We start from the raw sequence: 18,136 nt of genomic DNA, 5'->3' as shown, positions 1-18,136 counted from the left end.
TTGTTTATTAAATTAGAAATCAGAGCCTGCATCTTCAATAGGACCAGTTGGAACCTTACCACCACCAACTAAGTTAGATAACTTGGCTTCTTTATTAACGCCCATTGCATCAAGTGAATTTTCATACTCAATACGAATACCTTTCGCCACATCTGCTGCATCTTCTGGTGGAATTCTAGGTTCATACACACCTGGACTTCGTTCAATCATATCCAATGAAAACGACTTTGCGGTCTCGCTTTCCATATGATCCAGCCATTCAGTGCTACTGGCAAACTCATCTTGGCACTGAAGATCCCTTGCATACTTCTTTTCAACATCCGTTAAATAACGGTGTTCCGTTCCTTTACTCTGGTCGTCATACACAAAATAAGTAATGGCATCACCTTCGTTATAAGCGCCAAATTCCGGACCAATTGGCACATTTGCACGCTTTTCGTTAGGTAAACTTGAACGAGCCATATAACAGGAATGAGGAATAAAGTGCTCTCGTTGATAACCAGGTTTACTGATTTGTTGAAGCTCCTTATAAGGGCCAACAATAACCCCATGCTGATCAAACAGAGCCTTTCTCTGCAAGGGATCATTTAAATCTCGGGGTTTGGAGGCCGTAGGCGCAGGAGCGGATGACTCATGAATTGACGCAGTTGATTCAACCGAAGCCTGACTTTCAGAAGTTGTAAGTTCAGCCTGTCTACGCCTGATCGCCGGCTTAGTTGGAGGACTGCTGGTTGCATTATCCGATTCAACCGATGAAGTCTTAGCTTGAAGTGCAGCCATATGCTCCATCAGGACATCCCTGGTCTGCCAAACCTTCAGCTCTTCCGTTTCCAGCATTTGAAGAAGCTCAGCCAACACATCCCAATCATTTTTCTTATGCAGTAAATAAGTATGAGGCCTGGCATACAGATATAAATCTCGTAACGCCCCATCCAAAGAGCCAAGCTCACAGAGATGCATCAGGAAGGGCCGACCATAAAACGGGTCTTGGATGTTGGTTAGGTGCGTCGGAAACACTTCTATGCCAGCATCGAACGAATGACAAAACAGGTATTGATTCCCCATTAAGTCAGAGACATGAAATCCTTGCTCGCCAGGAGTAATCATACGATCCCTCCCATGACATTACCCACACGGAATAGGCACAGATTGCCCTGACTCTCCGTAACAACTGAACTTGTATTGCTTACATCCATGTTTAATTATTTCCTTGGTATTCTCTTACCACATATTTTCAGGTAAACAGCTAAACCAAACCCAGTAACTCCATCACTGAATTTTTCTTGTAGCACCTGAAAATTTTCAGAGCATCAGTGTATTGGTTTTCTTCATAAGGTGTTGAGAATTAATGCACAGTTATACAGGGGAAGCATAGAAAATAAACGGCATCTACTCAGTCACCGAGACAGCGACTGATAAATAGTATCAACATAACCCGGTAAGTTTTTCATTTCGTCTGCCAATTTATGGTCCGTGCCTTCTTTGGAAATCGCCGTTGAAATAAGGCCCAGCGCCAAATTCGTTGCTACAATTCTACGCTTTTCCTCAATGGATATATTTTTCTGATCGAGAAGAACGTTCAGTTCTCCTGTAAAGCTTGCTTTAATCATCTTCTTATTTTCCTAATAGCATTAAGAGTTAGAGTTGAGGTCAATCCTTGAATTCAGATCATAAGTTCTGCTCACTCGTGATCAAACACATAACCCACCGAGCGGCGGCTTTTAAAATACACCGGGTGCTTAGGGTCGTCTTCAAAATATTTGCGGAAGCGAACAATAAAATTATCCACCGTTCGGGTGGTCAGGCTTTTGGAAAAGCCCCAGGCCAGTTCCAGAATCTCACCACGGGTTAAGGCTTTGCCTCGATTGGCAATGAACAACCTTAATAACCGCAGCTCTTGTTCCGTCAGGGTGATCTCCTGCCCTTTGCACACCGCATGTGCTTGGGCAAAGTCAATTCGGTTTTCACCAAAATCATAGACATCCGTGGAACTGACATCATCTGAGGATGTTTCTTTTTTATTCCAGCCATCCCGCTTGAGTAGCCGATCCACCCGAAGTAAAAATTCATCCAGATTGAACGGTTTGGATAGGTAATCATCCACCCCGGATTCCAAGCCTTTTATTCTATCTTCGGGAGTACTTTTGGCAGACAAGATCAAAACCGGCAGCCGTTCATCTTCCAGGCGAATGCTTTTTAATACGGAGATGCCATCCACTCCCGGCAGCATAATATCCAGCACGACCAAGTCGGGTTGCCACTGCTTCCAGGCAACCAACCCTGCGGTACCCGTTTCAGCGATCTGCACTTCATAGCCTTGCAGCTGTAAATTCAGCCGAATCCCTTCTGCGATATGAGTTTCATCCTCAACCACCAAAATACGTTTATTATTCGTCATTTTTTAAGCTCATTCTTAAAAACTCATTCATTAAACTCATTGGTCGAAACTCATCGATCAAAACTCTGCAGTTTAAATTTGCGCTTGGCGGCTGATTTTTTTGTGTTCAAAGGCAACGTCAAAATAAAAGTAGCGCCTTTATTGTGTTCAACAAGCGGATCGCTCTCATTGCGTACCACTTTAATTTTTCCGCCATGCGCCAACACAATATTCTGCACGAAATACAACCCCAGGCCACTGCCCTGTGCCGAGCGTATACTTGAGTGGCCCACCTGATAAAATTTCTTAAATATTTTCTTCGATTGAGAGCGATCTATGCCGATGCCGTTATCGGTAAACTTCACAATCACCGAACTGCCCTGCCGATCCATTCGAACGTCCAAACAAGGTTCTGATGAATCATTGTATTTAAAGGCGTTGGATGCCATGTTAATTAACAACATTTCAAACAAAGGCCGACTGAAATCCAGCCGTTGGTGTTCACCTTCAGGGGCCGACACCCGGATATTCAAGCCTGGAAATAAGTGTTTATTCTCAGCATAAAAACCATCAATAAAGGTGAATAAATCAATGGATTCGAATTCATCTTGAAAATTACGGCTTTCAATACGCCCTAAATCCAGAATATTGCTGATATTGTCTGATAAGCGATTTACGTCCTGAAGCATGTAATCAATGTATTTACGTTGATCTTCTTTGGATATTTCGTGCTTTTGAAACGTCTCCAAATACAGCTTCAGTGAAGTTACCGGCGTTTTAAGCTCGTGCGTAAAATTGTTAATAAAGTTATTTTGCAGACGATACAGTTGCTGCATTTTCTGATTATACACAAAGGTCATCGACAGCCCTGTCAGGATCAACCCTACCAACACCGCCAAGACAAAAATCACCAACCCGGTTTGGGATTCAAACACTTGCCTCGGGTCGATATTAAATTTATTAATGACCTCATCCAAACCACTGCTGATTTCAATGTACCAATAAATATAGAGAACAAATGAAGACACCAATGCAACGATGGAGAAGATAAAAATAAACATCGCATTGGGCATCAGCTTATTTCGATTCATAAGGTTTGGTTCCCTGTTAAGAGCGAATTGTCACTGCAATGTAAAAGTTTTGTAAAAGCACGGCCAACAAGGGCTTCCGTCATTTTGTGACGTTCAGATTTATATAGAATGGCCACTAACCGAAACACACTCTTTTCAATAAAAACCGGAAAACGAGTGTAACGGCTCAAGGGAGTGCTCCACAAGTAAAAGGCAAAACGCAATCGCGGCCCGCCCAACAAGTGGAACATCAACAGAATGATAAACAGAGCAATGTTCAGCATTGCCGTATATTTAAACGGAAGAGGAAACCCCTGTGGTCAAATCTCACGAAGCCTTTAATTTTTACTCTCATCTTGCCGGTGCCATTGCCGCTGTTGTGGGTACTATCTTTCTCGTTCGCGAAGCTGCCGGATCTGCTTCCATGCTGATCACCGCATTGGTTTACGGTTTGTCCGTTGTGTTTTTATTTTCTGCCAGCTCCCTCTACCACATGTTTAAAAAGAAAGAGAACGAGCTGTCGTTCTGGCGAAAAATGGATCGCCTTGCCATTTTCTTTATGATTGCCGGTTCCTACACCCCTATATGTTACTTTTTTATGGACGATGACTGGCGCTTACCTATGATCGCCATCCAGTGGGGCTTAGTCGGCTTCGGAGCCATTTCTCAAATATTCTTCCCCCGGGCACCCCGCATGATTTACGCCCTGATCTTTTTAACCATGGGCTGGATGCTGGTGTTCCCGATGCAACAAGTACTGGAAATCATGACGGAAGATCAGGCTTGGTTGCTGTTCGCAGGCGGCATCGCATTTACGATGGGCGCTATTTTTTACGCCACCAAAAAGCCGTTAATGATGCCTGGTATCTTCAGCTTTCATGAGTTATTCCATGTCATGGTGTTGATCGGTGGCGGTTTCCACTATGCCCTGATCTACAGTGCATTTTCATCTGCTTCGATGGCATAAACCATGACCATTTCAGCCCAGTGCCAAATGCTGATCGACAATGAACTTCAACTCTTCAAGCGCGAGTTTGAGCTTCATTACCAAGCCGAAGAAACCAAGCCAGAGAACATAGGCCAACCCTACTTATTGCATCGGCCTGAGTCCAAACGAGGCGTACTGTTAATCCACGGCTTAATGGCCGCCCCAGAAGAAGTGCGTGAATGGGCTGAGTATCTGTTTGATCAAGGTTACACAGTGTACGCGCCAAGAATGGCAGGCCACGGCACCACCGCTCAGGACTTATCAAACAGGACAATGGAAGAATGGGTCGGGTCAGTCAACCGGGCCCATGAAATCCTGAAACACTGCTGTGACCAAATTACCGTTGCCGGCTTCTCCACAGGAGGCGCAATAGCGCTACAACAGGCCATCAGTAAACCAGACCAGTTCAAAGCACTGATCAGCATCAGCGCGCCACTCAAGTTTAAAAAGTTCAGTGCTCACTTTGCAGAACCCGTGAACCACTGGAACCGAGTATTAACAAAACTCGGAACCAACAAGGGCAAAAAAGAGTTTGTCACCAACCATGCAGATAACCCCCACATCAATTACTTAAAGTGTCCGGTCAATGGCATCGTACAAATCAAACGACTGATGCGAGGCGTGGTTAAGGGTTTACCTAGCATCCGCATTCCTTCGTTGATCGTTCATGGAACGGAAGACCCTAAAGTCGATGTGCAAAGCAGCCGAGATATCTATCAGGCATTAACGTCTCAAATTAAGGTGCACAAAGAAATTAATTTTCACCTCCACGGCATCATTCGTGGTGAGGTCGCCAAAGAGGTTTTCAATGAAGTTGGCGATTTTCTTCAATCCGCCCATTAGGATTCAGCTGCAAGAGCCTGCCAATCAGCCCAGTGAATTGACGTTTTATCGCAAATAAAACGTCATAAAGCTGTGTGATCATCGCTACATCACCGACGGGAGGATCAACCATGACAGAACTTCAGTCATTAAACGCGCCAAGCCAAACAGCTCCAGAGTCTGAAATTTCAGATACTGCCAATTCAGACTCCTTAAATACAGATACCTTGAATACAGACACGCAGAATTCAATTTCAGCGATTTCAGAAAAGCTGGATTACCAACACCTTGGCAAAGTTGGCAGGGCCATTCTGAATGGTGTCATTGGTGATTATCTGGTGCAGGAAAACAACCCATTGGCCATCACTATGGGGTTTTACTATCGGTATAAATTGGTGAAGTTGCGCGAATTGGCAACAAATCCACCTACTCCCCTGACCAACAAAGTGGTGGTCTTTCTGCATGGCTTAACCAACCTGGAAACCATCTGGCACTTTAAATCGGGCCACCAGCAAAGTTACGGTTCCAAGCTTCAGCAAGATCTCGGATTTACGCCGTTTTACCTGCGTTACAACACAGGCTTAGCCATTGAGCAAAATGGCCAGAACTTCAGCAAGCTGTTGGATGAATTGATCCAAAATTACCCGATCAACATTGACGAACTGGTTCTGGTGGGGTTCAGTATGGGTGGATTGGTCATGCGCCACGCTCAAAAAACGGCCGACGCAGGATCAAGCTGGCTGAACAGCCTCTCCCAATGCTATTACCTGGGAACGCCACATCATGGCTCACCCTTGGAAAAATTTGGCAATCTGGCAAGTTCGTTGGTGCGCGCCATTCCAAAAGACTATGTCAGCCAATGGGCCGACTGGATTGACGTTCGCAGCAAGGGCATTCAGGATTTAAAAGATGGCTTCAGTACCGATCAAAGCGCAACATCATATAGCCAATTAATCCCCTGTAAGAGCTTCCACCCGAATGCAACACACCACTTCATCAGTGGCTCCATCTCGCCACGTAACAACAGTTTTGTGAATCAAATGTTTGGCGACAGCCTGGTTCGAAAAAACAGTGCCTTGCCTGCGGTACTGCCCAATGGCAGTTTAACGGCACACTTTGATGGCATACCACACCTTCCGCTTGCTCACTCCCAACCAGTCTATGATCAGATCAGAAAGTGGGCGGCAGCCAACCAACCAAAGATAAAAGCGATATGCTACAAACCTGAAGCCAATGAAGCTTTGATAACCGAAAGCGATCAGACAGACTCATCCAAAGAAATGCTGACAGGCACACTCGACCTCCTTTCAGCCGGCTTCGATAAAACCGTCTCTGCCATTGAAAACATGCACCAATCCATCGCCAGAGAACCTCATCAAGTCCTTCAGAAATTGCCGGTCATTAAACCCGTCGCCAAGGTTGTTGAAGTCACTCAAGCCACCATCGCAGGCTCAGTCTATCGATCTGTAAAGCTGGGCGGTCAACTGATTCAGGAAACCTCAGAGATATTGAAAGAAGACTACCCGCAAGGAAAGGCCAGCTAAGTAATCAGCTGGTTTTAGCTTCAAATAACGCGGAAAACTCAAGCAATTGAGATTCATCAAACCGATGGCCGCTAAGCAGGTAGGAATCCCCATTATTGGTGAAAATGGTTAAATCCGTTTTCGAGCCAAGCCATTTAGACTTGGCCTTTTTAAGATTCAAATCCACATGACTTATTTCGGACTTACGGGCACTCCAGAGAACGGAATTTAGTTGTTTTACCAAAACAAAATCATCTACCAGTTCAATAGTAATTAAATCTGGTTTGGAGGCTTTTTTCACCCGTTCAGGAAACCAGCCTCGTTCATTGATAAAAATACCGATCCATATAACTAACCAAACCGACACAAACGTTATGGCAGCAACTTGGCCATTAGTTAATAGCAAATAAACTAATACCAAACAATGTAAAACTAGCATTCCGAATGACCATCGGCTCGAAGTATTGCTACTTTCTTCTATGTCCTTTTCCTTCAATAGAACCGAGGCTAACTCTTCCATGAACGGTTTCTCCTAATTATTTATTGAACCTGTTGTTTTATCACAGTTATTCCGTTTAAAACTACCTGATTGCTTTATGGTATTTCCTTGATGATCTATCACCCAATATCGATGAGCCTCTTCTGGTACTGGCCACTCCAGTTGATCCAGCTGGCTGCGCAGCACCATTTCAGGCACCGGGTACGAGCGGTTTTTATTGTCCACAAACAGCTGATTTTCTGACTTATGAAACACCACCATTGTCACAAAAGCGTGATAGTCGAAAGCGATTCTGCAGATAAGACTTCTGAAGTCTTCCCGTAAATTGGTCGCATCCCATATGACTCTTTTCTTCGCTCTTAAATACGTTTTTAAACGTTCACGGGCTGTATTCAGGATTTTCCCAATATTTGCCTGATTGCTTCTGTCCCCGTTGATTTCTGCCCGCAGTTCATCCAAGGAAATAACTTCACATTCCGGCCCAAACCGTTCTATCCAGGTGGATTTACCCGAGCCACTCGGCCCATAAAGCACATAGACTTCACTGAACCCTTGTCGATAGGAATAAGTGCGGGCAATGCCTTCCTCAAAGGTTGAAATATCCCCCTCTTCAAAGTCCCTCATGGTACGGGCAAATACCATGTCTTTGGTTGTCTCATCCAAGCCAACCAAATGGGGAGCCATATCCGCTGCCAATTGCAACAAAGGTTTATGTTCCTTCCAAAGCTGATACTCCTCACAGAACAGTCGAAACTGAGCCAATAAATCCAATTGTTCATTTAAGTCTTCACAGATACGACCTTTCATATCTGCAACTTCCAACCAATACAACAATTCCATGGACGCTTTTCTGGCCAGCTTCCAGTATTCACCAGCCCCCATTTGCTTAATGACCAGAAGCTTAGGCATGTGATGTTCACCAACCAGCCCCATCACTGAATCAACAACGGAGTAACTCAATTCCAGATTCAGTAAACGATGGGCAACATAAGAGCGCCCCATTGCCTCATGCCCGGTAGCAACAACACGCTCGACGCCTTTCACCTCTTTGCGTCTTGTTGTCATCGGTTTTGCAATGTCATGCAATAACGCCCCAAGGATAAGAGCTTGTCTTGATTCGCCCGTTATATGAGATGCTTCATTACTCAACAGAACATAAAGCTCAGAAAGCACCATGCCTGTATGAATATAAACATCACCTTCGGCATGCCACTGAGGGTCTTGTTCCGTTTCCTTGTATTGATACAGAAGAGGAAATGTCGCCCCTAACTGTTCAATGCAATCTTCAATCGTTGGGGTGGCATCCACAGCCAAAGACGCAAGCCAGTCTTTCCTATTCATCAGCGCCCACCTCAACTTTCAGGTCGTTAGGTATGACTTCCTGAGACATCCAGTGTTTATCCGTTTGAACATGGCCAGTACGCACCCATTTAGCAAAATGGCGCCCAAAGTCTGAATAATGAAAACCCTCTGCCGTACGTACAACGTACCCTTCCATTTTATCGGTATCCACTTTGATACCCCGGACGAATGATTCATCCCATTGGCCGCGAAACAGCTCAGGAACGGTAGGAAGCTGATAAAGATCCGCCCACTCAAGCACTTCATCCCAACTCAGGCAGCAGTTGTTTTCATCCCAGATAGCAAAAACGTAAAAGTAGCTTTCCAATTCAGAATAATGAAGAGAATGCTTCGCGTATAAGTTTTCACCACACACTCGCCAACCTTCGGGAATATCCAATGCAAGCCGGGCCTGCAACCCTTTTACCCAGGCTCTCGAACTATGATGTCGGCTGTCTATCGAGCGCGCATGAATATAATCCCGATAAATAGTGGTGCACTCACCATCCATTTTTTCAGTAATAACAATTTCTTTATCCTCAAAACCCTGTATGTCCCTCTGCCTGATATCATCAGGAGTAAATCCGGGCGACCAAGGTAAGTGAGGCGTTCGAGGGTATTTGAACCGTTGAGAGTTCATCACCAATTCTCCTTAACGTCCTAACATCAAACACAACCAGGTGAGTGATGTCAGTTTTATAATGACAAAAAATAAAAAAGCAGCAACAACCCTTTGTAGAGATTTCAAGTGAAGAAAACTCTTACAAATATCTGGTTGTCCGTATTAAACGAAAGCTGACTGTATAGAACGAAAAGAGAATTACATGACCTAACGGTTAGAACGAAACGTCCAACGCCTCATAGAGAAGTGATTAATCAAACCGAAATTATAAAACACTGTGATTAATATTTAAACAGGCTCAAATTACCATACGAAAGCCTTCAAGGTTTGTAATAACGAAGAGACGGGCATTCCCGCCATGGATGTTTGTATGCAGTTCTTATGAACGAACAAGAATGAAAAAATCCGTTTAAAGGTGTCGTGAGATGGCACAAATTGCCATAAACACCACTTCAGATAAAACGTAAGAGCATTCTTCTTGATGACGAGAGTCAGGGAGGTTTTCAAGGTAATCAATCAAGGGGCGTTTTGTCATGGCAATTAATCAATAGTTGTTAGGTTAGGTCCTGGTTTAATACCGAATGAGCTCTAACCATGCAAGAAAAGATTGTTCTATAATTGATGTTTGATCATGTGTTTGTCCTGTACTAATTATCAGTCTACAACCCAAACAACAGTAGGTTTTGGGAAGGCTGTTACTGCTGAAAATCCAGCTTTAGATAATGTTTTCTTAATGACCCATTACGCCGAACACCAGGAGTAAACACTAATGGTTTACTCCACTTAGGCGTAGAAAGTACTTGTAATCGACAGTTGGCTTCATGAATAAACGAAAACACGATAGTATCTTTGCCATTTAAGTCAATAATATCAAGGGTTCCAGTCACCATATTGCCACCAAATTCCAGTTCATCAATTACTTTGGCTTCTTCGGTCACTAAGTAAATTCGAAGTGTTTCTTCATAAGGAACATTGTCAGTCAGAAACAACAAATACCCCAATTCAGATAGATGATATTGTTGTGCCAAACATGCGCCTTTAACAGGAGACCCAACGTCATTCCCACCGAAGGTTAATTGTACTAGCGGGTCTGTTACAGAGTCAGGATCAGATTCACGAAGTAGTTTAGTTGCAAATTTTTCACAAGATTGCATAGTAACCTGCTTAAAAATTAATGATAAAAATCAAAAAATGACATTGTTCATCTTATTCATTTAGTACAAATTAATCTGCCAGGCCACCTAAGATGTTTGTAGGCTTCTTAAATAATTAATTGTTTGCTTTTCTTTGTTGCTGGTCCAGCCATCTTCAAGAATTCTAATCAAGAGGTTATTAAGCGGCTTGTGAATACGAAGACCTTGTTCAATGGAGCCACGTTGTTGTTTTATTGTATTAACATACAACAGTGCCACATCATCCGCATCGCTGTTGTAGTTACTATCAAGTTCTAGAAATACTTTATATACCTCATCCATAACAATGCCGGATTTTTTAACTAAATCCGAAGCAATTCTTTTTTCATCGGTATAAAACATTTTTGTGTTAGGTGCGACGATGTTGGCTGAAGCTTGACGTTCTGGCCCTGTAAATTCTAAGTATGCCTCGTTACCGACTACCGCACCAAAAACGCCACCAATTGCAGCTCCAATAGCCATACCTATTGGTCCCAACCAAATACCTGCAACTGCTCCACCTGCGAAAGATCCACCAACACCAACGCCTAACGTTGTTACCTCACGACCAGTTGCCCACGTTTTATTTTCTGAGGTAAAAATATTGTAAAAAGCTACTCCAGCGGTCAGCACCCAGCATATTCTCGCAGACCATTTCAACCGATAGGCGACACGTGTTGCGGCCCCTCGATCCCTCCCCGCAGCTTTGATGACATCAACAAATACGGCTTCTTTATCTAGTTCTGAAGTTAAGCTATTGAAAGGCTTTTTGTATCGTTCAATAGAGTACTGATCTAGTAAATCAGCTAATACTTTTCCCTGTTTTTTAAGAGATTCAGAGTATTTTAATCCCATTTTGGTTTGCATTGATCGACTTTTGTTAAGAATGTCATTTCGCATTCCATTTGCTAAGACTGCAGCTTCATTGGCGCTCATCAGACCTCTTTCATACGCTTTAAGCGTATCTGCTGACATAAGCTTAATTTCACGTAGGTACCACATTCGAGCCTGGCTATTTTTAATCGATTCATGACTAAAATAGAGAGCTTGTACTTCTAATTGCTGTAATGCGGATTTTACATCGTCGCGTGTTTTTATACCTACGCTCATTAGTGACTCCTTGTCAACGTATAGATTAATTACTGTTTGAAGTGCTTGAAATTAGAGAAAAAAGTTTAGGTGTGTGATCGACTAGATAAGTCGGTATACAGTCAATCAGTACCAATTATCAATTCCTTTTAAATAGGAAATTCAGTATTTTGAATAGGCTACCATGTTTAGTATAATTTTAATCCAACACGTATATTGGATGTTTTAAAATGAGCTTTACATCACACCCTACACTCAGGATACGTCTCATCAAAAAATACACCGATCAATCACACTTGCTTATTTAGCCATTACCAAACACTCAAGCAGGTAGTCAGTGTTCAAAACCTGATACTCGGAAACCGCACCACTCAAACCTTCAACGCTCCTCATTAAGGATGCTGAGAATAAATATCCTTTAAAAACCTTTAGGTTATTAACCACCATAAAATCAGTGTTATCAATGGCATTGAAATATTTCATAAATATAGATACTCAAATACATGTAACAGCTAAACTCTCCAACATGGTCGCAGATCAGGACTTTCTACTTTGCGACACACACGTTTTATTAAGCCTTTATAAAACAACAATTTAATAATCATTACCAGAGGCTATTGTCCAGAAGAGCGACAACTGGATCAAAACCCCAGGCCCCAAAAAACTAAAAAAGAAATGCTCCATTCCTTTTGCCCTTCCCCTATAATGCCGTTTCGATTTTCTGACCCTCTGTATTTGTATTTCTATGACTAAAAAAGACGCCAACTTCAGCCAAACGGTTTTACACTGGTTTGATGACCACGGTCGTAAAGATCTGCCCTGGCAAAACCCAATCACGCCTTACCGCGTTTGGGTATCTGAAGTGATGCTGCAACAAACACAGGTAAAAACGGTCATTCCCTATTTCGAAAAGTTTATGGCTGAGTTCCCCACAGTGTTTGATCTGGCTAATGCCGAACAGGACTTAGTGCTGAATCTCTGGACCGGATTAGGCTATTACGCCCGAGCCAGAAACCTTCATAAAGCGGCCAAAATAGTCGCTGAGAAGTATCAAGGGGATTTTCCGCAGTCCGTCGAGGCACTTAATGATTTACCTGGCATTGGTCGCTCTACGGCCGGGGCGATAGCTTCAATATCCATGGGCATTTCTGCGCCGATTCTGGATGGAAACGTCAAACGCGTTTTAACCCGCTTTTATGCGGTCGAGGGCTGGCCAGGTACAAGTCATGTTGAGAAAGCGCTTTGGCAAATCGCAGAACAAAATACTCCGAGCACCCGCACAGGCCACTACACCCAGTCCATGATGGACTTAGGTGCCACCTTATGCTCAAGATCGAAACCTGCGTGTGGAATTTGTCCGCTTCAGCCTGAATGCCAAGGTTATAAGTCAGGCAAGCCAACCGATTTCCCGCACTCCAAGCCGAAAAAAGAAAAACCGGTAAAAAAAGTTCGTTTCTTAATGATTACAGACACAAAGGGCCAGTTACTTCTGGAACAAAGGCCAGCATCTGGCATCTGGGGCAGTTTGTATTGTTTGCCGGAAGAAACACCGACTACCAACCAATCTCAAAGCGTGATACCCGACTATATTATTAGAGAAGAGTGGCCGTTATTCAGACATACATTCAGCCATTATCATTTAGATATTGTGCCTGTTTTGTGTGAATTGGTAGATACAAATAAGGCGGTCGGTATAATGGAGCCAGCAAATCAACTCTGGCACAACTTACAAAAGCCATTGGAAGTGGGCACAGCCGCTCCCATGGTCACCCTGATCGATCAACTGAAGCGGTATTTTCAACAATAAGCCTTCGGTTCCGGGGAAGAGTCAAAATTCAACGATAGATCCCTCTCATGAGGATCTTAATGTAAATGAGTAATTACTATGTCACGTACCGTTCATTGCAGAAAATACAATCAAGAGTTACCTGGTTTGGCTTTCCCTCCTATGCCGGGCGCTCAAGGACAAGAGCTCTACGACACCGTTTCAGACCGAGCCTGGCAAGAATGGAAAATGCACCAAACCATGCTGATCAATGAAAAACATCTGAATTTGTTAAACCCCGAACATCGCAAATTCTTACAAGATGAAATGGAGAAATTCCTGAACAACGAATCCTTCGAACAAGTGGAAGGTTACGTTCCGGTGGAAGCCAAATAAACACGAACATTAATAGCTGTTTAACCTTTGAACAGAAAGCAGTTTTTTTGATGAATTTAGCTATTTTTTGTTGACAGCAAACCAAATTCTCGGTTTAATGCGCACCACTTAGCCCGGATAGCTCAGTCGGTAGAGCAGAGGATTGAAAATCCTCGTGTCGGCAGTTCGATTCTGTCTCCGGGCACCATTATTTAAAAGCCTCGCTTATTGTGTATCTTCCATGTGCGGGGCTTTGTTTTTTCGCCCGGATAGCTCAGTCGGTAGAGCAGAGGATTGAAAATCCTCGTGTCGGCAGTTCGATTCTGTCTCCGGGCACCATTATTTAAAAGCCTCGAAATATTGCTTCTGCAAGTTCGGGGCTTTTTTATGCCTGATTTATTCTTCAGCTTTCCTGAACTCCTACTCTTTCATGCGCAATGACCGCCAGTTTTTCCGGAATAAATGCCATTGGATTACCAACTGATAATGTTGCCATAAACTTTTGGTGATTTAGTTTTCATATCCTCATTCATAACAACCTACCAATTCTTGTGAACAAGAACGAATGAGGATCAAACAATGACAAGCCACAACGAAATTCAAAACCAACTGAAAAAAGCTTTTTTACGTAATGAATTTAAAGTGCATTACCAGGCTCAATTTGACATTAAAAGCAATAAAGTGGCTGGCTTTGAAGCGTTAATTCGTTGGCAAAAAAAAGAAGGTTTGTTATCTCCTGAGTCGTTTTTAAAAGATGTGGAAAACTCTGGGCTGATGCCATTAGTCGGGATGAATGTACTCAATCTTGTGTTCCAGGACATTGCTCATCAGAAGTTGCAACGGCTTGGCATCACTAAGGTGGCCATCAATTTAAGTTATCAGGAAATTTCCAACGAGCGTTTTGTTCAGCATCTGTTGTCTCTTATCCAACACTTTCAAATCGACCCTACATTGTTAACCCTTGAGCTGACTGAGTCCGACAAAGTTCAGGACCTCACCAGCCTCAACGAAACCATACAGCGTCTACGCGAAACAGGAATCTCCTTTGCCCTCGACGACTTTTGCACCGGCTGCTCTTGCCTGAGTCACCTAAGAGCATTGGACATTGATTACATCAAAATAGACCGAAGCTTCATCACCCATATTGCCGAAAGCAAAAAAGATTACCTGATTGTCCAGAATCTGATTGCCGTCACCAAGGCACTGGGTATCAAGTCCATTATTGAAGGCGTTGAAAATCATCAACAGTTGCAGCTAATTCGGTCAATGAACGCCGATTGGGTTCAGGGCTATTTATTCTCCAAACCGCAAGCCATCGAGCACTATTTATCTACCGCCACCCCCGCCAGTTCTGCGATTAATGCATCTGCCCAAGCCTTGTAAAACTGGAATATTGCCATTTGATAATGTAGGGATAAGCCTCTGATCATCTCTGTCTCTTATCATAAATTTGAAGAATCCAAAGCAACGGAACCCTGCTTTACGCTCTCAACAACGAAGGACAATAAGACGCAATACAGGAGATACATTATGAACGCTCCAAAATTAACCGCAGGCCTGGCTGCCGCGCTATGCATGACCAGCCTCTTCGCGCAAGCGGATGACGATGAATTCCCCTTTGATGAGGCCGACCTTTATTTTGAAATGAATCACACCGACGGTGATTTAGGCATCCACGCCCTTATCGATGGCGACCCTTGGAAAAAGCTGACCATAGAAGATCCAACCGACCGGAAAATGATGGTCATCAAAGTAAAAGGAAAGCTCAAACAACAAGGACTGACCGAACTCTTCTTTGAAAGCGCAGAACCCCCTTTTGATGAGCTGGCACCGGAAGACTTTTTCGCTCGTTTTCCTGAAGGGGAATACGAAATCGAAGGCATCACTTTAGAAGGTGAAGAGCTGGAAAGCAGCGCCTGGTTATCTCACGTAATGCCTGCCCCAGCAGAAGACATCTATGTTTCAGGGGTAGCCGCCAGTGACGATTGCGATGACGACGTACCGGAAGTTTCAGCTCCGGTAACCATAGAATGGGCGCCCGTCGTGCGTTCACACCCGGACGTAGGCGAATACGGCGTGATTGAAGTAACCAAATACCAATTGGTTGTGGAAAGAGAAGAACCGGAACTGCTGGTCTATAGTGTGGATTTACCGTCCGACGTTACCTCCTTCAGTGTGCCTGAGGCGTTCACTGATTTGGGCGAAGAATTCAAATATGAAATTCTGGTCAGGGAAGCCAGTGGTAATCAAACAGCCGTCGAAAGTTGCTTTGCCATGGAGTGATGTCCATCGAAGACTAAAAGCACTCACCCTGCAGCCTGTGACTGCAAGGCAGACCAAAGCGGGTTCGGTAATACAACTTACCGAACCCAACAGGAACATTGAAAGCACTGGCAGGAGTTATCTATGAAAGTACTTCTTATCGAAGACGACAATGTAATAGCAGGCCTGATCAAGAAAGGAATCAAAGAAGCGGGCTATACCATCGATCACGCAGAAGACGGAGTAAGTGGTTTGGGTCTTGCCCTTTCCGGCAATTACGACCTTGCCATTGTGGATTTAATGCTCCCCAAGCTCGATGGCCTTGCCATTATTGATGTGGTTCGGGATAAGAAAGTCACTTTACCCATACTCATTTTAAGCGCCAAGCGTTCGGTGGATGAACGCGTCACAGGCCTTCAGCACGGTGGGGATGATTACCTGACCAAGCCCTTTTCTTTCAGCGAATTGCTCGCTCGCGTCAAGGCGCTCATCCGCCGATCAAGCAATGTCGTCGAGCCCACCACCATCAGCTACCAAAACCTTAGCCTGGATTTGTTAGCAAGAACCGTCACCCGGGAAAACCGAAAAATCGATCTGCAGCCAAAAGAATTTGCTCTGCTTGAGTACCTCATCCGCAATCAGGGGCACGTTGTATCGAAAACCATGATCATGGAGCGGGTCTGGGATTACCACTTTGACCCAGGCACCAACGTGGTGGAAGCGCGAGTCAGCAAGTTACGAGAAAAAGTAGACAAAGGGTTTGAAGCCCCGCTCATTCATACCGTAAGAGGTCTTGGTTATGTTCTCAAACTTCAGGATTAACTTACCCAACACCTTGGCCACCAAATTAACCCTGTGGTACACCGGCGCCTTTATCGTTTTTTTATTTCTCGCGCTTTTAGCCACCTATACCGCCATCAACACCACATTCAACAGCCGGATGAATGATGACTTGCTTGAAGACATCGAAGAGTTTCAGGAAATATTTGAAGATGACGGTCTGGAAAAAGTGCTATGGGAAATACAACAAGAGATAAAATACGAAGACCCTGAACACTTTTTTATTCGCCTGATGACCAAAGAAGGCAACCCGATACTGACTTCCGACCTGAATCACTGGTCTGAACTGGCGACCGCCGATGAACTCTTTCAGCAACTCTCAGATCAAACAGAGCCGCCGCAGCTCGACATTATTCACTTTGAAGATCATGAACATGAATCAAGAACCGCTGCAGGCATGATCGGTTCCGACATCATCCTGCAACTCGGCGAGTCCATGGAAGAAAAAGATGAAATCATGGCCATTTTGTTCTGGGTCTCAGCCATTATCTTTTGCCTTATTATTCCCGTCGCGTCGCTCATTGGCTGGTTCATGGCCAAAAAAGCCGTGAAAGGCATTAAGGAAGTCAGTAAAGCGGCAATGAACATCAAAAATGGGGCACTGGACTCCAGAGTGGACATTCCTTCTCAAGGGGATGAAATTGATGAACTGGCGAATACGTTTAACGCCATGGCCGAACGCATTCGAAAACTCATCACCGAAATGCGGGAAATGACCGACAACATCGCTCACGATTTAAGAAGCCCACTGGGCAGAATCCGGGCGATTTCCGAAGTCACCCTGTCCGGCCAGGCCTCTGGTGAAGTCTGCCAAAAAGCCGCATCCGATACGCTGGAAGAGTGTGATCGCTTATTGCAAATGATCAACATGACACTGGACGTAGCCGAAGCGGAAGCCAATGTCAGCACCTATAAAAATGATCGCATCAATTTATCGAAACTCACCGAAGACGCCTGCGAGCTGTTTGAACCTCTCGCCGATGAAAAACAAATCCAACTGACGACCGAACTGGAAGAAGGTTGTCACATCGAAGGCAACAAACACAACATTCAGCGAATGCTTACCAACCTAATCGACAACGCACTGAAATACACCCCGGAGCAGGGAAAAATTTCAGTGAAGCTTGAAAACCAATTCCCCCAAACCATTATCACGGTCGCAGACACCGGCATTGGTATCCCCGAAGAAGAAAGACCCCGGATTTTTGACCGCTTTTACCGATGCGATCAAAGCCGCTCCAAAGAAGGCTGCGGTTTGGGCCTGAGCTTTTCGCGCGCTGTGGCCCGTGCCCATGGCGGAGACCTCACGCTCGAACAGGCACCTCAATTAAGCAGCATTTTTAAAGTTCGCCTGAACAACCAACCGGTTCAACCCAGCATCATTTGATAGG

The 18,136-nt window shown here is 44.3% G+C and carries 18 protein-coding genes and 2 tRNA genes; 11 read left to right on the top strand and 9 right to left on the bottom strand.

Annotation, left to right across the window (positions count from 1 at the left end; translation table 11 throughout):
* Window positions 1-12: 12 nt before the first annotated feature.
* The 4 genes from ABD744_RS13620 to ABD744_RS13605 form a co-directional block, all read right to left on the bottom strand.
* Complete coding sequence (locus ABD744_RS13620; protein ID WP_344799063.1) at window positions 13-1,107, bottom strand: hypothetical protein; 1,095 nt, start codon at window positions 1,105-1,107, stop codon at window positions 13-15.
* 290 nt (window positions 1,108-1,397) lie between these two features.
* Complete coding sequence (locus ABD744_RS13615) at window positions 1,398-1,610, bottom strand: hypothetical protein (RefSeq protein ID WP_344799062.1); 213 nt, start codon at window positions 1,608-1,610, stop codon at window positions 1,398-1,400.
* A 71-nt stretch (window positions 1,611-1,681) separates the two neighbouring features.
* Window positions 1,682-2,398 (bottom strand): response regulator transcription factor, encoded by a 717-nt coding sequence (locus ABD744_RS13610; RefSeq protein ID WP_344799061.1) that lies wholly within the window; start codon window positions 2,396-2,398, stop codon window positions 1,682-1,684.
* A gap of 50 nt (window positions 2,399-2,448) precedes the next feature.
* The gene (locus ABD744_RS13605) at window positions 2,449-3,468 is read right to left on the bottom strand and encodes a sensor histidine kinase (protein WP_344799060.1); all 1,020 of its coding nucleotides are present in this window, start codon (window positions 3,466-3,468) and stop codon (window positions 2,449-2,451) included.
* 295 nt (window positions 3,469-3,763) lie between these two features.
* Between ABD744_RS13605 and trhA the strand changes: the two genes are divergently transcribed.
* From trhA to ABD744_RS13590, 3 genes are all read left to right on the top strand, one after another.
* Window positions 3,764-4,414, top strand: a complete 651-nt coding sequence (gene trhA / locus ABD744_RS13600) for a PAQR family membrane homeostasis protein TrhA (RefSeq protein WP_344799059.1) — start codon at window positions 3,764-3,766, stop codon at window positions 4,412-4,414.
* 3 nt (window positions 4,415-4,417) lie between these two features.
* Window positions 4,418-5,278 carry an alpha/beta hydrolase gene (locus ABD744_RS13595; protein WP_344799058.1) on the top strand — a complete coding sequence of 287 codons (861 nt, stop codon included), beginning with the start codon at window positions 4,418-4,420 and terminating at the stop codon, window positions 5,276-5,278.
* A 110-nt stretch (window positions 5,279-5,388) separates the two neighbouring features.
* Window positions 5,389-6,801, top strand: a complete 1,413-nt coding sequence (locus ABD744_RS13590; RefSeq protein WP_344799057.1) for an esterase/lipase family protein — start codon at window positions 5,389-5,391, stop codon at window positions 6,799-6,801.
* Window positions 6,802-6,805: 4 nt separating this feature from the next.
* Here ABD744_RS13590 and ABD744_RS13585 read toward each other — a convergent pair whose 3' ends face one another.
* From ABD744_RS13585 to ABD744_RS13565, 5 genes are all read right to left on the bottom strand, one after another.
* Window positions 6,806-7,300 (bottom strand): hypothetical protein, encoded by a 495-nt coding sequence (locus ABD744_RS13585; protein ID WP_344799056.1) that lies wholly within the window; start codon window positions 7,298-7,300, stop codon window positions 6,806-6,808.
* 12 nt (window positions 7,301-7,312) lie between these two features.
* Entirely contained in the window at window positions 7,313-8,620 is a 1,308-nt protein-coding gene (locus ABD744_RS13580; protein ID WP_344799055.1) for an AAA family ATPase, read from the bottom strand.
* The gene (locus tag ABD744_RS13575; protein WP_344799054.1) at window positions 8,613-9,260 is read right to left on the bottom strand and encodes an RNA ligase family protein; all 648 of its coding nucleotides are present in this window, start codon (window positions 9,258-9,260) and stop codon (window positions 8,613-8,615) included. The genes ABD744_RS13580 and ABD744_RS13575 overlap by 8 nt, the downstream gene beginning before the upstream one ends.
* A gap of 677 nt (window positions 9,261-9,937) precedes the next feature.
* Window positions 9,938-10,396 carry a hypothetical protein gene (locus ABD744_RS13570; protein WP_344799053.1) on the bottom strand — a complete coding sequence of 153 codons (459 nt, stop codon included), beginning with the start codon at window positions 10,394-10,396 and terminating at the stop codon, window positions 9,938-9,940.
* An 87-nt stretch (window positions 10,397-10,483) separates the two neighbouring features.
* Window positions 10,484-11,524 carry a hypothetical protein gene (locus ABD744_RS13565; protein ID WP_344799052.1) on the bottom strand — a complete coding sequence of 347 codons (1,041 nt, stop codon included), beginning with the start codon at window positions 11,522-11,524 and terminating at the stop codon, window positions 10,484-10,486.
* A 724-nt stretch (window positions 11,525-12,248) separates the two neighbouring features.
* On the opposite strand from ABD744_RS13565, the gene mutY reads away from it, so the two are divergent.
* The 8 genes from mutY to ABD744_RS13525 all read left to right on the top strand — a co-directional run bounded on the left by mutY (window position 12,249) and on the right by ABD744_RS13525 (window position 18,132).
* Entirely contained in the window at window positions 12,249-13,310 is a 1,062-nt protein-coding gene (gene mutY, locus ABD744_RS13560) for an A/G-specific adenine glycosylase (protein ID WP_344799051.1), read from the top strand.
* A gap of 78 nt (window positions 13,311-13,388) precedes the next feature.
* Window positions 13,389-13,664: an oxidative damage protection protein gene (locus tag ABD744_RS13555; protein ID WP_344799049.1), complete on the top strand. Its 276-nt coding sequence runs from the start codon at window positions 13,389-13,391 to the stop codon at window positions 13,662-13,664.
* A gap of 111 nt (window positions 13,665-13,775) precedes the next feature.
* Window positions 13,776-13,851, top strand: a tRNA-Phe gene (locus ABD744_RS13550).
* A 55-nt stretch (window positions 13,852-13,906) separates the two neighbouring features.
* Window positions 13,907-13,982 (top strand) — tRNA-Phe (locus ABD744_RS13545).
* Window positions 13,983-14,222: 240 nt separating this feature from the next.
* The gene (locus tag ABD744_RS13540) at window positions 14,223-15,026 is read left to right on the top strand and encodes an EAL domain-containing protein (protein ID WP_344799048.1); all 804 of its coding nucleotides are present in this window, start codon (window positions 14,223-14,225) and stop codon (window positions 15,024-15,026) included.
* Window positions 15,027-15,173: 147 nt separating this feature from the next.
* Window positions 15,174-15,926, top strand: a complete 753-nt coding sequence (locus ABD744_RS13535; protein ID WP_344799047.1) for a hypothetical protein — start codon at window positions 15,174-15,176, stop codon at window positions 15,924-15,926.
* Window positions 15,927-16,049: 123 nt separating this feature from the next.
* Complete coding sequence (locus tag ABD744_RS13530) at window positions 16,050-16,727, top strand: winged helix-turn-helix domain-containing protein (protein WP_344799046.1); 678 nt, start codon at window positions 16,050-16,052, stop codon at window positions 16,725-16,727.
* On the top strand, window positions 16,705-18,132 hold the full coding sequence (locus ABD744_RS13525) for a sensor histidine kinase (RefSeq protein ID WP_344799045.1): 1,428 nt from the start codon (window positions 16,705-16,707) through the stop codon (window positions 18,130-18,132). Before ABD744_RS13530 ends, ABD744_RS13525 begins: the two co-directional genes overlap by 23 nt.
* The last annotated feature ends 4 nt before the right edge of the window (window positions 18,133-18,136 follow it).

This window comes from Litoribacillus peritrichatus (assembly GCF_039537985.1).
Taxonomy (GTDB): Bacteria; Pseudomonadota; Gammaproteobacteria; order Pseudomonadales; family Litoribrevibacteraceae; genus Litoribacillus; species Litoribacillus peritrichatus.
The sequence above is the reverse complement of the archived record's forward strand: the minus strand, read 5'-3'. Positions and strand labels throughout refer to the sequence as shown.